At 53.5% G+C, this 15,011-nt stretch carries 8 protein-coding genes; all 8 read left to right on the top strand.

The window, feature by feature from the left end; genetic code table 11:
* Positions 1–148 precede the first annotated feature (148 nt).
* The 8 genes from PGL01S_RS04310 (at position 149) to PGL01S_RS04275 (ending at position 15,004) form a co-directional block, all read left to right on the top strand.
* A complete protein-coding gene (locus PGL01S_RS04310) occupies positions 149–4,660 on the top strand; it encodes a glycoside hydrolase family 3 C-terminal domain-containing protein (RefSeq protein WP_127491775.1) in 4,512 nt (1,503 codons plus the stop codon).
* Between the two features lie 66 nt (positions 4,661–4,726).
* Positions 4,727–5,773 (top strand): S-layer homology domain-containing protein, encoded by a 1,047-nt coding sequence (locus PGL01S_RS04305; protein ID WP_127491773.1) that lies wholly within the window; start codon positions 4,727–4,729, stop codon positions 5,771–5,773.
* A 59-nt stretch (positions 5,774–5,832) separates the two neighbouring features.
* Positions 5,833–8,337: a GH39 family glycosyl hydrolase gene (locus PGL01S_RS04300; protein ID WP_127491771.1), complete on the top strand. Its 2,505-nt coding sequence runs from the start codon at positions 5,833–5,835 to the stop codon at positions 8,335–8,337.
* A gap of 205 nt (positions 8,338–8,542) precedes the next feature.
* The gene (locus PGL01S_RS04295; protein ID WP_127491769.1) at positions 8,543–9,790 is read left to right on the top strand and encodes a PTS sugar transporter subunit IIC; all 1,248 of its coding nucleotides are present in this window, start codon (positions 8,543–8,545) and stop codon (positions 9,788–9,790) included.
* A gap of 37 nt (positions 9,791–9,827) precedes the next feature.
* Positions 9,828–12,110, top strand: a complete 2,283-nt coding sequence (locus PGL01S_RS04290; RefSeq protein WP_127491766.1) for a beta-glucosidase family protein — start codon at positions 9,828–9,830, stop codon at positions 12,108–12,110.
* A gap of 141 nt (positions 12,111–12,251) precedes the next feature.
* Positions 12,252–13,235, top strand: a complete 984-nt coding sequence (locus PGL01S_RS04285) for a glycerophosphodiester phosphodiesterase family protein (RefSeq protein WP_127491764.1) — start codon at positions 12,252–12,254, stop codon at positions 13,233–13,235.
* Between the two features lie 164 nt (positions 13,236–13,399).
* Positions 13,400–14,041, top strand: coding sequence for a class I SAM-dependent DNA methyltransferase (locus PGL01S_RS04280; protein ID WP_127491762.1), 642 nt, complete (start codon positions 13,400–13,402; stop codon positions 14,039–14,041).
* 45 nt (positions 14,042–14,086) lie between these two features.
* A complete protein-coding gene (locus PGL01S_RS04275; protein ID WP_127491760.1) occupies positions 14,087–15,004 on the top strand; it encodes a PLP-dependent cysteine synthase family protein in 918 nt (305 codons plus the stop codon).
* Positions 15,005–15,011 lie beyond the last annotated feature (7 nt).

Here is a 15,011-nt window from a genome sequence, read left to right as displayed (position 1 = left end):
AAGAGGCGCTTAACCGCAGTTTGGTAAGCGTTTACACTTTAAGTGTCGACAAGTTCAGCCGAGAGGGGGAGGGCTAACTGTTTCAAGCTTCGCCAGCAGCCTCCGTCAGTCACAATCAATTAATTGGGATGAATAGGATGGTGTCAGCATGGACAGTTCGAAGGGGATAAAAAGAAGAAAGACGGCTTCATTGTTGTTAGCCGGCACGCTGGTGTTCAGCAGTGTGGTGCAGATTCTTCCTAGCAAGGCATCGGCGGATGCATTAACCTTTCATACGCAGGTGGGAGGCATCTTTGACGGAATGCCTTTGTTTGACGGAGTGCCTTCTCACCTGGACGCTTTTGTGGATACTTATTTTAACTACGTCGGCCTTGAAGGTGCCGCGTTATATGCAACGGGCATCCGCGATAACTACACGTTTGTGATGGACGATAATCCGGTCAAAGGCAAGACGGTGCCGGGCGGCATCGCGGCGGCGGATAACGTATACGGCGTATCGACCGATTTTCCCGCTCTCGTAGGCCTTGGCCAATCCTGGAACAAGGAGCTGCTGACGCAGGTCGGGCAAGTGATGGGCAGCGAGAAAATAAGCCAGAACAATGTTAAGCAAGGCACGGCCAATATTCATAACGGTTCGAATGCATCCAAGCCGATCGCTTTTACCGCCTTGTCGGATTTGCGCATCAACCCGCTGAACGGACGTTTCCCGGAAGGATACGGGGAAGACCCTTATCTGTCGGCAACGATGATTGACAATATGGCGGCGGGGCTGTCCGGCACGGACCAGAACGAAAGCGACAACGGTTTCTGGATTCGGGCTATCGTGGGGACGAAGCACTTCTCCATGTACAATGCGGAATGGTTCCGGCAGTCCTCCAGCACCGCGGCGGGAGCAAGGGCGATTTACGAATACCAGACCTCGTCCGCGTTCAAAGGGCTGGAGTCCGGTTCCGTATCGGGTATTATGACTTCCTTCGGACGCACAAACGGCATTCCGAATATTATTTCTCCTTATATGATTCTGGGCGATAATGTTGCGCGCTACGGCATGTACTCGTCGCCGGACTTTAACGGGGAACAGCATCTGTACAACACAAGCTTTGGCAATGGCTACGACACGCAGTATACGCTCGACCGCAAGCATGCGCTGGCGCTTATGGTACTTGGTCATTCGGAATCCGTCCGCGCTTCCGGCACGGATAAAACGGATGTCGTGACGCTTGCTAACGCGGTAAAAGACGGCTTATACGGCATCACGCTGCAGGATGTGCGGGATGCGGGCAGACCGCTTGTTAATCAGCTGGTCCGCGTGGGGATTTTTAACGAAACGGACGTAAACGGCATTCCTAAATATTATCCGTTCGCCAGCCAGGCGAAGGATGTATCATCCAACCTTACAAGCTTCAGCACCGAGGCCCATCAGGAAGTAGCTCAGCAGGCCGCAAGGGAAACGGTTGTACTGCTGAAAAATACGGACGGCGCGCTGCCGCTCGACAAAACGAAAAAAGCAGCGGTTGTTGGAGCATACGCGGATATGCGCATGAAAGCCCAATATTCGGCAAGTACGCCAAGCCTTCCGGCTGCCGGCAAAACGCCGTTGTTCACCATTCTTAACACGATTGGCGCATCCAAGGTGCAGTTCAATACGGGCGGCGAAGTTATCGCGCTGAAGTCGAAGGTTAACGGCAAATACGTGACTGCCGGAACGACGGCAGGGGGGCAATTATGGGCGGACTATTCGACATCTGATAATACCTTCACTAACGCTCAGCTGTTCGAGGTCTATGATTGGGGCCAGCAGGCGGCAAGCCTTCTCTCCAAGGAAAACAGCCGGTGGGTTACCGCGCCAACAACGAATAATGCGGCAGTTGGCAATACCGCAACGGCAAACCTGCTGCTGACGGGTTTGGATTGGTCCAACCTGACGTCGGTCAGCAATAACAGCACGATTCCGGCTAAGCTGCGCATCGAAGGCAATTCGGACAATTCCGTCTCGATCATTTCCGGCGGCTTGGCATTCCAGACCGGCGTATACAGCGGCCGTTATGTCACTACGGCAGCGGACGGAAAGATTGCCACGGGAGCTGCGGCAATCGGCAATCTCGCGAACTATAACTCGCGCGGCACGGATGCCAAGTTTGAGAAAACAACGGTCAAGGAAGCCGGCGCGGATGCGGCAGCTTTGGCAGACACCCAGGATTATGCTCTCGTATTTATTGGCGCGCATCCAAGCAACAGCGCGGCGGAAGGCAATGACCGGGCAGACCTTTACTTAGGTGCCAACGACTACAAGCTGGTGAAAAACGTAGCAGCGGCTTTCGCAGCCAAGAACAAGAAAACAATCGTCGTTCTGCTAGCCAGCTCGCCGGTCATTATGGAAGAAATTCAGAATGATCCTAACGTATCGGCGATTGTGGAACAGCCTTATTCCGGCGAATTCGACGCGCAAGGGCTTACCGATGTGCTGTACGGCGACTATGCGCCAACCGGCAGATTGACTTCTACCTGGTACGCGGATATGTCGGCTTTGCCTGCAATCGATAAATACTCGATTCCGGAAGGCAGCGCAACAACGCTTAGCCAGATCGATCCGCGTTACACCGTGGATATGTCGAATGCCGATCCGGTAGAAACAAAGCTGACGTATATGTATACTTCGGCGCCTGTTACTTACCCGTTTGGCTACGGCTTGGGCTATGCGGACTTTACGTACAAGGATTTTTCGGCTCCATCAAGCGCAAGCAGCACTTCTCCGTTTAACGTATCCGTAGAGATTACAAACGAGGGCAGCATCGCAACTTCCGAGGTCGTGCAGCTGTATGCCCGGAAAAACGGCTCTGCTTACGGAGCCGAAGCTCCTCAGAAGAAGCTTATCGGCTATGAGAAAGTATCCCTTACGGCAGGCGAGCACAAGGTTGTTACCTTAACCGTCGATCCTAAGGATCTTGCGATCTGGGATGTGAACAAAGGCGATTACATCGTAGAGGATGGCTCGTATTCCCTGATGGTGGGTCATTCTTCAGACGATATCCGCTTTACGGGCAATATCGCAATCGGAGGCGACCAGCTTGCATCGCTCTCGGCGGTAAATAAGTTTAACGTTTTTGACCATGCGTTCGCGTCCAGCAATGTGGCGTATTCGGAAGCTTCCAAAGCCCGGACGGTGGCTAGCCTCAGCGAAGATAAGATCGCTGGCGAATACTACACCGTTAATTCGAAGAAGCAAGGAGCTTGGGTAGCTCTGCCTAAGACCGATTTTACGGGCGCCCAAAAGCTGGTTGCCAGCGTTGCAAGCAACGGCAGTGGCGGTCATATTACGCTTCGCGCGGATTCGCCGGAGAATGAGCCTTTTGCAACTATTGAAGTTCCCGTTACCTCCGTATCCACGTATACAATGCCAACCGCGGCGGATCAGACGGTACGCGAGCTTGGCTTTGCGGAGGTGGAAGAGGCGATTGATAACGCACCGGCCGGTCTTCATACGGTTTATGTGGTGTTTGATTCGCCGGATATCCGGATTGATACTTTGCAGGTTACAGAGAACGAGTTGACCATCAGCTCCCCGGCAGCGAATGCGGTGCTTCCAGGTGCGGAGGTAGGAACTCCTTATGAACAACAGTTGAATCTAAGCGCAATTGGCGGAACCAAACCTTACGCATGGAGCGTAACCGGGATGCCTGAGGGACTTTCCTTCGATCCTGATGCGGGCAAAATTACGGGTACGCCGGCGGAAGGAAGCAATAATGCCAGCCCGTATACCGTTACGATTACGGTAACCGATGCGAATAATACGGCAATTGCGGTGACCAACACTCTGGCCGTTCATAATGCGGGTGTCCTCACGGCATCCATTACGGGTGCGAGTCAGGTCTATTCCAATGCTCCGTTCAGCCTGACGGTTGGATTAAATCACGTATCCGTTCCGCTGCTCGCACAAGATATCCGGATCAGCTACGATTCCAGCGCCGTGGAATTCCTAAGCGCGGAATCGCTGGTAGAGGGAGTCAGCATTGTTGGCACAAACACGGATGAACCAGGCATCGTGCGCGTCCTTGTCGTCAGCGAAGGACCGGATCATGCGGTGACGGCTGCCGGCGACGTGATCAAGCTGAATATGAAAGCCAAGCAGGTATCGGGCAATAGGGCGGCGGTGTTTGCTATCGCCAGCGCGGAATTCTCCGATGCCGCAACCGAGATTACGGCTGAAGCGGGCGATGCCTTGAGTGTTCAAATTCTGTACGTGAATACGCAAGCCTTGCTGGATATCATCACCGAAGCGCAAGCCTTCCATGATGCGGCGGTTGAAGGTACGGCTGTTGGCCAATATCCGGCCGGATCCAAAGCTACCCTGCAAGCAGCCATTGACGCAGCGGCAACCGTTGCCGCCGGAGCGCCAACCGAGCAGCAGGTACAAGACGCGGCAGCGGCGCTTCATACGGCGCTTCAAGCGTTCAAGCAGCTTGTTATAACGCAGGTTGTCGGCGACGTCAACGGAGACAACAGAATCAGCGTGCTTGACCTTGCTCAAGTATCCGTCAATTACGGCAAAACTTCGCAATCCGCGGACTGGAGCTCCATTAAGCGGATGGACCTCAATAATGACGGCGTTATCGATATTTCCGATCTTGTTATCATTGCGCAAAAAATTCTGCATGCTTAATTAAAAATCATAGGCAAGCAGGAGGAGGGAAAGTCCCTTCTCCTGCTTTTATGGGGGAGAAGAAGGATGCTGCGGAAATGGTTCCTCTCGGCATTGGTATTAGGAATGTTGCTTGCCGGTTTGCCTGCTGCTTTAATGTCTGCCGCTGCGGCTTCTTACGAAATTAGCGCCGACCAGACAAGCGTTGGCGTGAATAAGGCGTTAACCGTGACAGTAAAAGCGACCGAGTTGAAAAACGTGTATGGTTACGAGATTGTTCTTTCATACGATACAACCAAGCTTTCCTTACAATCCGCAAATAACCTGCTGCCCAAAAACAGTGCTGCAGAACAAAACGGCTTTGCCATCTCTCCGATTAAATCCGGTAACAAAGTGACGTTTGCTTATACGAAAGTAGGCTCCGCTACAGGCTCGGAAGGGTCAAAAGCGCTGGCCGCGTTTACCTTTGGCGGCCTATCGGCGGGCAAAGCATCCGTCAAGATTGAATCGGTTAAGCTTGTCCGCACGGATCTGACTTCGGAGAAGCAAACGCCCGATAAATCGGTTCAGGTTTATGTTGTGAATGCGAGCAGAGAGTTTACGGATGTTACGGCCGGCTTCTGGGCGAGGGATGCCATTACGCGGGCTGCCCAAATGGGATTTGTGAACGGTTATCCGGACGGAACGTTTAAACCGCTCAAGCAGGTTACCCGGGCGGAGTTCGTAACGATGCTGGCGCGGGCTCTGGAGCTGCCAGTAGCGGAGCAGCAAGACACCGACTTCAAAGATAACGAAAGAATAGGCAATTGGGCGAAGCCTTCTATCGCAAGCGGAGTTGCCGCGGGCTGGATCAAGGGCTTCGAGGACGGGACCTTCCGTCCGGATCTTCCGATTACGCGGGCGGAGATGACGGTTATCGTCGTGCGTGCTCTTAAGCTGGATACGGTGCAGACTGGGCAGCTTGCATTCGCGGATGCCGCAAGCATTCCGTCATGGGCGAAGGATGCTGTAGCCGCGGCCGTAAAAGCAGGCCTCGTAAACGGACGGGGCAGCAACAAATTTGTTCCTGAGGATTCCGCCAACCGGGCGGAAGCGGTAACGTTGATCTTAAGAATGGTGGATGAGCGGAAATAACGCGCATTGATTTTCCGTTCCCCTTTGTCCCATAATAATAGCGGAAAGGGGAACGGAAGATGCGTTACCACTACGAGTTTGTCGAGACCCAGGACGATTTGCCGGTCCGGCTGTTTGTGAACAGCGTAAAGGACATCCGTTTTCATTGGCATAAAGAGATTGAGCTGATCTACGTTCTGCAGGGCGCCGTTACCGTCTATGTCGACCAGCGGCAATACCGCTTGGCCGAGGATGATATTATTGCAATTAACAGCATGTCCGTGCATAAGCTTGAATGCACGAACCTGGACAATGTCCTGCTGACGCTGCAGTTCGGACCGGAGCTGCTGGATGACGAGGGGACTTTGTTTGCGTGCAATTCCATGAGCCAGACGGAATACAACAGGTACCGCTATGACCGGCTCCGCCGTTGCCTTGCCCGGATGGTCTGGGAGTCGAACAAGAAAGGGCCCGGCCACCGCAATTATTCGATGGGAAGCCTGCAGACGCTCATTGGCCACCTGACCCGGTATTTCACTGCGGGAACCGGCGGCGGACCGCAGGAAAAAGGAAAAGACTATGACTATATGCGGCTTAACCGCATAATCCAATATGTAGACAAGCATTATAACGAGAAAATTACGCTTCAGACGATTGCCGACCAGGAGCACCTCAGCCTTCATTATTTTTCGCATTTTTTCAGCGATAAAATCGGCATTCCGTTTCAAAAGTATTTGACGCTTATCCGTCTGGAGAAAGCGGCAGCGCAGCTATCCGATACGGATAAAAGCATGACGCAAATTGCGCTGGATTGCGGCTTTGCGAATGTAAAGCTGTTCAACCAATACTTCAAAGGGAAATACGGAAGCACGCCGGGCGCTTACCGGGATACTCTCGCAAACGCCAAGATGCTGGACCCGGCTAGAAAGCCGCTGACGACGGAAGAGTCGTCGAGCGGCGACTACTACGAGACGGATACGATCTCGGCGATGGAGTCCTTGTACCGGTATTTGAACGACAGGGAAGGCAGTCCTCCGGTAGAGCATGATATGCCTTCCGATCAGCGGGATGTGGTCGACGTTCAGGCGGATGCCGGCATCCGGGAGGAGGCTTTCCTCAAGCATTGGAACCGGGTCACAACCGCGGGCCGCGCGGTGGAAGGGCTGCGGGAGGATTGGCGCCGGCAGTTTGCCGGCATGCAGGGTGAGTTTCCGTTTACCCATATCCGGTTTCACGGCATCTTTAATGACGAGATGATGGTGTATTCCGAGGATGAGGACGGCAAGCCCGTCTATAACTGGGCTTATGTAGACAAGCTGTACGATTTCCTGCTGCAGTCGGGCATTCATATTTTTGTCGAGCTCAGCTTTATGCCCGCGCTGCTGCGCCGTTCGAACGAGACGATCTTCTGGTGGAAGGGCGGCATCTCTCCTCCGGCGGATCAGGAGAAATGGAACGGGCTTGTCCGCGAATTCGTCAGGCATTGCGTGAACCGCTATGGTCTTGCGGAAGTAAAGAAGTGGTATTTCGAGGTGTGGAACGAACCGGATTTAACCGATGTCTGCTGGTCGGGGACGAAGGAAGAGTATTTCGCGTTCTATGAAGCGACGGCAAATACGATCAAGTCCGTCTCGCCGGCACTTACCGTAGGAGGGCCGGCGTTAGGCTATGGCTCGTTATGGAACGACAACTGGGCGGAGCAATTCATCGCGTATTGCCGCGACAGGGAAGTGCCGCTCGACTTTTTCTCGTTCCACGTGTATTCGGAGTATCCGTTCCAGAAGAAGGAGATCGGCAAGCTGACGACGATTATGCCGCCTTCTTATTTTTTGGACAGCATCAACCTGCTTAAGGAGAAGATCGGCTACGGTCAGCCGCATACGCCCAAGCTTCATATTACGGAATGGAATTTCTCGCTGTATGACCGCAATTTGCTGCATGATACGATGTTTATGGCGCCGTTTATCATTCATCATGCGCTGGCGACATTGGGAGCGGTGGATTCCATTGCTTATTGGTCGTTTACGGACGTATTCGAGGAAAGCCAAGTGCTGCCTTCGATGTTTTACGGCGGGTTTGGGCTCATAAATCGGGAAGGGCTTCGCAAGCCCGGCTATTACGCATTCCGACTGTTGTCCAGGCTGGGCAGCCGGATAATCGCGCAAGGGGATGGCTATATCGTTACGAAGAACGAGAATGAAGATGTGCAAATTTTGCTCTACCACTATGTTCACGTCGATTCGCTATACGCGAGCGGGGACAGAACCGGCTTAACCGAGCTGAACCGGTATTCGGTCTTTGAGGAGAAGGGGCATAAGCGGTTCCGGATTGCGCTGGAAGGCTTGTCGGGCAGCTACAAGCGGACCCGGCATGTGCTGGACCGGGAGCATGGCTCGGTATTCGACGAATGGATTCGCCTAGGCTCGCCGGCTTTTCCGACGGAGGAAGAGCTGAAGTACCTGCATAGCAGAAGTGGGCCGGCTATGCGGACGGACAGGCTGGAGCTCAGTGAGGGCTATGCGGAAGAGGCGGTTGTGCCTCCGCATGGGGTTCAGCTGATTATGCTGGAGAAGCAGTATCGATAAGGAGCTAATTACGCCCCCGGGGATTACCCGGGGGTGTTTTTTGTCGTATACGGAAGGCCTCCGGAGAACAAGATGGGAGTAAAGAAGGGGATACGGCAAGAAACAGACCTGATCCCGGCAAATAAGAACGCGAAAGCGTTTTGGATTGATTTTATACTAATAAAGCGGTTTCATAGACCGACTACAACGCAAGGGGGAGACAGAGATGGACCGGTTCATGAATTGGATGACCAAGAGGTTCGCTCCGAAGGTAGAAGCCTTCACCAAAAATATTTGGGTAGACTCGATCCAGTCCGCGATTATGGTAATTCTGCCTATGATCTTTATCGGCTCGCTCGTGACGCTCATTTCGATTCTGAATAATTACATCCCGGGCATGCCGGATTTGACGCCTTTTACGACTTTCAGCTTTGGACTGATCGGTATATTTATTGCCTTTCTTACGCCTTATTTCGTCATGCACAAGAAAGAACGCCACAACATCAAGCTGATTGCCGGCGCTACGGGCATATCGCTATTTCTGATGCTTCTTAAGCCAACAGTCGGCGATGACGGGACGATTAAGTTCATTCTGGAACGGTTCGGCCCGTCCGGCATGATTACCGCGCTGCTCGTCGGAGTTGGCGTAGCGGCGGTAATGAATTTGTTCCACCGCTTCTCGTTATTCAAGAAGGATACGAAGCTGCCGGATTTTATCGTCGAGTGGTTTGATTTTCTGGTTCCGATTGCTTTGTTGCTCGCGATTGGCTGGGTGCTGATCTATCAGCTGCACTTCGATATTTTCGAAATGATCGTCTCGGTGTTCGATCCGCTTAACGCGATCAGCCAAAGCCTGCTTGGCTTCGTTCTGTTCAACTTTATCGGGGTTGTCCTGTTTTCGTTTGGCGTCAGCCCGTGGGTCATGTCGCCGCTCTGGTATGCCATCTGGTTCCCGGCTATCGAGGAGAATGCCGCGCTGGTTGCCAAAGGTCTTGATCCGATCAACATCAATACGTTCGAAACCTTCTTCTCCGGCTGGGTAGGCGTGGGCGGCCTCGGCGCAACGCTGCCGCTAGTCGTGCTGTTCCTGTTCGCCAAATCGCAAAAGCTGAAATCCATCGGCAAAGCAACCATCGTGCCTTCGCTCTTCAACATTAACGAGCCGGTTGTGTACGGTGCGCCTGTTGCCTTCAACCCGATTCTGATGGTCCCGATGTGGATCAACGGCATCGTTATTCCGGTCATCGTCTATTTGGCGCTTGATTGGGGACTTGCCGCAATTCCGGCGCAGGTATTCCAGCTTTGGTATACGCCGCTTGGCTTGTCCACTTACCTGATCTCCGGCTTCAACGGGTTAATTCTGCTCGCCTTTGTATTGATCATTATGTTTATTATCTGGTTCCCGTTCTATAAGGTTTACGATCTGCAGGAGCTGAAGAAAGAGCAGCAACCGGAAGAGACTCCAAACGTTTAAACAAATTTGCACAGCAAGAAAAGGAGGTTTTCTACTCATGAAAACATCAGCGGAATTATTGTCTTTATTGACCTTGGAAGAAAAAGCTTCCCTTGTTGCAGGCTCGAATATGTGGATGACGAAAGGCATCGAACGCCTTGGCATCCCGGCGATTCATATGTACGACGGCACAAACGGCATCCGTAAAACGAACAGCGACGAAGAGATGGGGGTTACCGGGCAAAACCTTCCGGCCACCTGTTATCCGACAGGCTCGGCTATCGGCTCGTCCTGGAGCACGGAGCTGCTGCATGAGGTTGGCGTTGCGCTCGGCAAGGAAGGCCGGTCGATGGGCGTTGAGCTTTTGCTGGGCCCTGGCATTAACATGAAGCGCACGCCCCTTGGCGGCCGCAACTTCGAATATTATTCCGAAGATCCTTGCTTATCCGGGGAGCTTGGAGCCTCCTTCATCAACGGTCTGCAAAGCGAAGGCGTCGGCGCGTCGGTGAAGCATTTTGCCTGCAACAATCAGGAGTTCGAGAAGATGGTTACAAGCTCAGAGGTGGACGAGAGGACCCTGCGGGAAATTTACCTCAGCGCGTTCGAGCGGATCGTCAAAAAGGCGAAGCCTTGGACGCTCATGTGCTCTTACAATCTGCTTAACGGTTCGTATGCAAGCGAGAACGAGCATCTGCTTGATGATATTTTGCGCCGGGAGTGGGGTTACGACGGGGTTGTCATCTCCGACTGGACAGCCGTAAACGACCGGCTTCGCGGCCTCAAGGCGGGTCTCGATCTCGAGATGCCGGGACCTGCGGATTATAACACGAAAGCGATCGTTGAAGCGGTCAAAAAAGGTTCGCTGGAGGAAGCGGTATTGGATAGCAGCGTTCGCCGCATTCTTGACCTGGTTGCCAAAACAACGGAAGGCTCGGAGCAGGCAGCCGAGGCAGCGGACTATCATGAGCTTGCGCGCAAAGCCGCTGTTGAAAGCATCGTGCTGCTGAAGAACGATAACGGCATTCTTCCACTGGACCGGGAAACGCTTGGCAGCGTAGCGGTAATCGGCCGGTTCGCTAAGCAGCCGAGAATCCAAGGCGCCGGCAGCGCGAACGTTACGCCAACACGCGTAGATATTCCGTTTGATGAACTTGAGTCGCTTGCCGGATCCTCGGTCAAGCTGTCTTATGCCGAGGGCTATCCGCAGGAGGATATTATTGATGACCTTCTTATCGCGGAGAGCGTAGCGATTGCGGCGGCTTCCGAAGCAGCCATCCTGTTCGTGGGCCAGCCTGAATTCGCGGAATCGGAAATGCATGATCTGAAAGGCATTGAGCTGCCTGCTCATCAAGTGAAGCTGATTCAAGCGGTAGCCGCGGTTCAGCCCCGCTGTATCGTGGTGACCAGCAGCGGCAGCGCTTTGGCGATGCGGGCATGGGTGCAGCAGGTTCCGGGCGTTATCCACTCCTGGCTTGGCGGTCAAGGCAGCGGGAAAGCGATCGCCGACATTTTGCTTGGCGCGGCGAATCCTTCCGGCAAGCTGTCCGAGACGTTCCCGGTGAAGCTGTCGGACAATCCGTCCCATATGCGGATCCGCGGGGAGAACGGCAAGCTGCATTACCGGGAAGGCTTGTTCATCGGGTACCGGTATTACGATAAAAAAGAGCTGGCGCCCGAGTTCCCGTTCGGCCACGGCTTGTCGTACACTTCCTTTGCTTACTCCGGCTTGAAGACCGTTCAGCAGCCGGACGGCCAAGTAGCGGTAACGTTTACGGTTGCCAATACCGGTTCCGTTTCCGGCAAGGAAGTAGTGCAGCTGTACGTCCATGACGAGGAATGCAAGTGGACGCGGCCGGAGAAGGAACTAAAGGCTTTTGCCAAGGTTGAGCTGGCGCCGGGAGAGACGAAGGAAGTATCTTTTGTGCTGGAGGAACGCGACTTTGCTTATTACAACACGAAGTTCGGCAAATGGGTGGCCGAGACCGGGTACTTCCTGATTTCCGTGGGCAGCTCGTCGCGGGATATCCGGCTGCGCGGACGTCTGCATTGCGACTTTGGCGAAGAGAAAGCAACCTTCCATCCGTTCAGCTTGTTTATCGACTGGCTGAATGATCCCGTGGCGAAGAAGGTACTCGAGCGTTTCTTGGACGAGATGAACGCGAATATCGTGGACAAAATCCAGCTGAACGACGAGTTTGTCGGCTTCTGGGACGACTTCCCCGTCGTGAAGCTGATTCAGATGTTTGGCCAGAGCTGGCTTGGCGAACGCTCCCCGAATGAAGTCATCCAAGAGCTGATCGAACAGATTGAAGAGGAGCGCATGGCGCTAGGAAGCAAGTAAAGGTAAAGCCGCATTGCCGCGTTTGGCAATGCGGTTTTCTTTTTTACAGCAAGTCATTCAAATATAACCAAGCCATCATTGCAAATAAACGACCTCCTTGGCACAATGACGTTAATTGCGTTAGGGAAGAAGGCGTCTTTCATGAAGAGATTGATCAGGATATGGAAGAGTAAAGCATTTATTGTCATTGCGCTTGTTATCGTGCTCGTTTTTCTAAACAATACAACGTATTTCGCCAAACCGCTTGGCGGCGAGCCTTTGCTGCTTGCTCATCGCGGAATGGCGCAGATTTTTACGATGGAAGGCATTCAGAACGATACTTGCACCGCGGAGCGGATCTACGAGCCGGAATACCAGTACCTGGAAAATACGATTTCCTCGATGGAAGCCGCTTTCGAAGCCGGTGCGGATATCGTCGAGTTCGACGTGCATATCACGAAGGATGACCAATTTGCCGTGTTTCATGATTGGACTCTGGATTGCCGTACTAACGCCACGGGCGTTACCCGTGACTATACGATGGAGCAGTTAAAGCAGCTCGATATCGGTTACGGCTATACGGCCGACGGCGGAAAAACGTATCCTTTCCGTGGAAAAGGGGTTGGTCAAATGCCTTCGTTAACGGAGGTGTTGGAGCATTTTCCGGCTCAATCCCTTCTTATTGACGTTAAAAGCAATGATCCCGAGGAAGGAAGGCTGCTGGCGCAATATTTGTCTCAGCTTCCGGAAGAGAGAAGAAGTGATCTGGCCGTCTATGGAGGAGATGAACCGATTGCCGCTTTGAAGGAAGAGCTCCCGGACATGAGGGTGATGCCGAAGGCCACCCTGAAGAAATGCTTGATCCCTTACCTCGCCGTTGGATGGACAGGGTATGTGCCTTCGGCATGCAGCCATACGGAAGTGCATATACCCGAGAAGCTCGCTCCTTTCTTGTGGGGATGGCCGGACAAGTTTTTGGATCGCATGGCCAAGGCGGATAATCGCGTCGTGATCGTTGGCGGCGACGGCAGCGAATTTTCGAGCGGCTTTGACACGGTGGAAGATTTGAAACGCTTGCCTGAGGGATATTCGGGTGTCATCTGGACAAATCGGATTGACCGGATTGCTCCCCGATATAACCGGTAACGGTGGGATGATGAACAGCTTTGCTCTTTCGTTGAGCAGGGCTGTTTCTTTTTTTTGTATAATTCCGATTAATAAGGTTGGAAAAGGGAGAACAAGTTGAGCCCGGCTACATATGCTGATAGCAAGCAACACATTGTGGCAGCACGAGAGGGGCATGCGTACAGATGGGCAGAGAGTTTACAGCGCTGTTTGACGAATGGTCGGAATCTTATGATCGGACGGTTGCCGGGGAAGATGTGGAGTATCGGGAAGTATTCGCGGGATATGACCGCATCCTTGAAGCGGTAGCAGAGAGGGTTAGCGGCACGATTGTAGAGTTTGGTGTGGGCACGGGTAATTTGACGGAGAAGCTGCTTAAGCGGAGCGATAAAGTGTACGGCATTGAGCCCTCGGAAGGCATGCGCCGGGAGGTATCCAAGCGCGAACTGCCGATCCGGCTTCTGGACGGCGATTTCCTGGACTTTCCCGAGCTGCCGGAGCGGATGGACGCGATTGTCAGCACCTATGCTTTTCACCATTTGACGGATACGGAGAAGGACCAAGCGATTGCTTTGTATAGCCAATTGCTTGCGCCGGGCGGGCGCGTGGTGTTTGCGGATACGTCCTTTGCGAGCGCGGAAGAGCGTCATCAAATTGAGCAAACTGCCCTTGAAGCGGGCTTTCTAAATTTATATCAGGATTTGCGCACGGAGTATTATACCTCTCTCGATGTCTTGAATAAGCTGTTTACGAATCACGGTTTTACGGTCAGCTTCACCCGGCTCAACCGTTATGTCTGGCTGCTGGAAGCGGTCAAGCTGGCCTGAACCGATTGCACCTCTAGACGGGAACAGCAGAGGAGAGATGCTTGCATGGCTATTTATCGCAATGTCCGTGAGCTGATCGGAAATACGCCTATCGTTGAACTGACTCGTTTTCCGCTACCCGGAGGGGTCCGGTTATTTGCCAAGCTGGAGCTGATGAATCCCGGAGGGAGCGTCAAGGACCGCTTAGGTCTGGCGCTGCTGCGCGATGCGGCTGAGCGGGGCGAGCTGCAGCCCGGAGGAACCATTATCGAACCAACGGCAGGCAATACGGGGATTGGTCTCGCGCTTGCCGCGGTTGGAACGGACTATAAAGTCATATTTGTCGTACCTGAAAAATTCAGCATCGAAAAGCAGACGCTGATGCGCGCGCTTGGAGCGGAGGTCGTCAATACGCCTACCGAGGACGGAATGCTCGGGGCTATCCGCAAAGCGGAGGAGCTGGTGTCGTCTATTCCGGGAGCGTATTCACCGGCGCAATTCTCGAATCCGGCGAACCCTTTGGCTTATTATGACACGCTTGGTCCGGAGCTGTGGCAGGAGCTGGACGGGAGAGTGGATGTCTTTGTGGCGGGAGCGGGAACGGGCGGAACGTTTATGGGAACGGCGCGGTATTTGAAGGAGAAAAATCCGGCCGTAAAGACGGCAATCGTCGAGCCGGAGGGCTCGATATTGGCTGGCGGCAAGTCCGGACCGCACCGGACCGAAGGCATCGGCGTGGAGAAGCTGGCTCCGTTTATGGATCCTTCCTATTTCGATGCGATTCACACCATTACCGACGATATTGCGTTTGCCCGGGTGAAGGAGCTGGCAAGACTGGAAGGCCTGCTTGTCGGCAGCTCTTCCGGCGCGGCGCTTGAAGCTGCACTCCGGGAAGCGGAGCTTGCGCCATCGGGAAGCCGCATTGTGACGATATTCCCGGACGGAAGCGAGCGTTATCTGAGCAAGCAGATTTACGGGGGATAGAGGAGGC

Origin of the sequence: Paenibacillus glycanilyticus NBRC 16618, assembly GCF_004000805.1 — a bacterium.
Taxonomy (GTDB): Bacteria; Bacillota; Bacilli; order Paenibacillales; family Paenibacillaceae; genus Pristimantibacillus; species Pristimantibacillus glycanilyticus.
This window is presented reverse-complemented; position numbering and strand designations above follow the sequence as displayed.

Excerpts from the sequence above, each read along its gene's own strand:
- PGL01S_RS04310 (WP_127491775.1), top strand. The coding sequence starts at position 149 with ATGGACAGTTCGAAGGGGATAAAAAGAAGAAAGACGGCTTCATTGTTG.
- PGL01S_RS04305 (WP_127491773.1), top strand. The coding sequence starts at position 4,727 with ATGCTGCGGAAATGGTTCCTCTCGGCATTGGTATTAGGAATGTTGCTT.
- PGL01S_RS04300 (WP_127491771.1), top strand. The coding sequence starts at position 5,833 with ATGCGTTACCACTACGAGTTTGTCGAGACCCAGGACGATTTGCCGGTC.
- PGL01S_RS04295 (WP_127491769.1), top strand. The coding sequence starts at position 8,543 with ATGGACCGGTTCATGAATTGGATGACCAAGAGGTTCGCTCCGAAGGTA.
- PGL01S_RS04290 (WP_127491766.1), top strand. The coding sequence starts at position 9,828 with ATGAAAACATCAGCGGAATTATTGTCTTTATTGACCTTGGAAGAAAAA.
- PGL01S_RS04285 (WP_127491764.1), top strand. The coding sequence starts at position 12,252 with ATGAAGAGATTGATCAGGATATGGAAGAGTAAAGCATTTATTGTCATT.
- PGL01S_RS04280 (WP_127491762.1), top strand. The coding sequence starts at position 13,400 with ATGGGCAGAGAGTTTACAGCGCTGTTTGACGAATGGTCGGAATCTTAT.
- PGL01S_RS04275 (WP_127491760.1), top strand. The coding sequence starts at position 14,087 with ATGGCTATTTATCGCAATGTCCGTGAGCTGATCGGAAATACGCCTATC.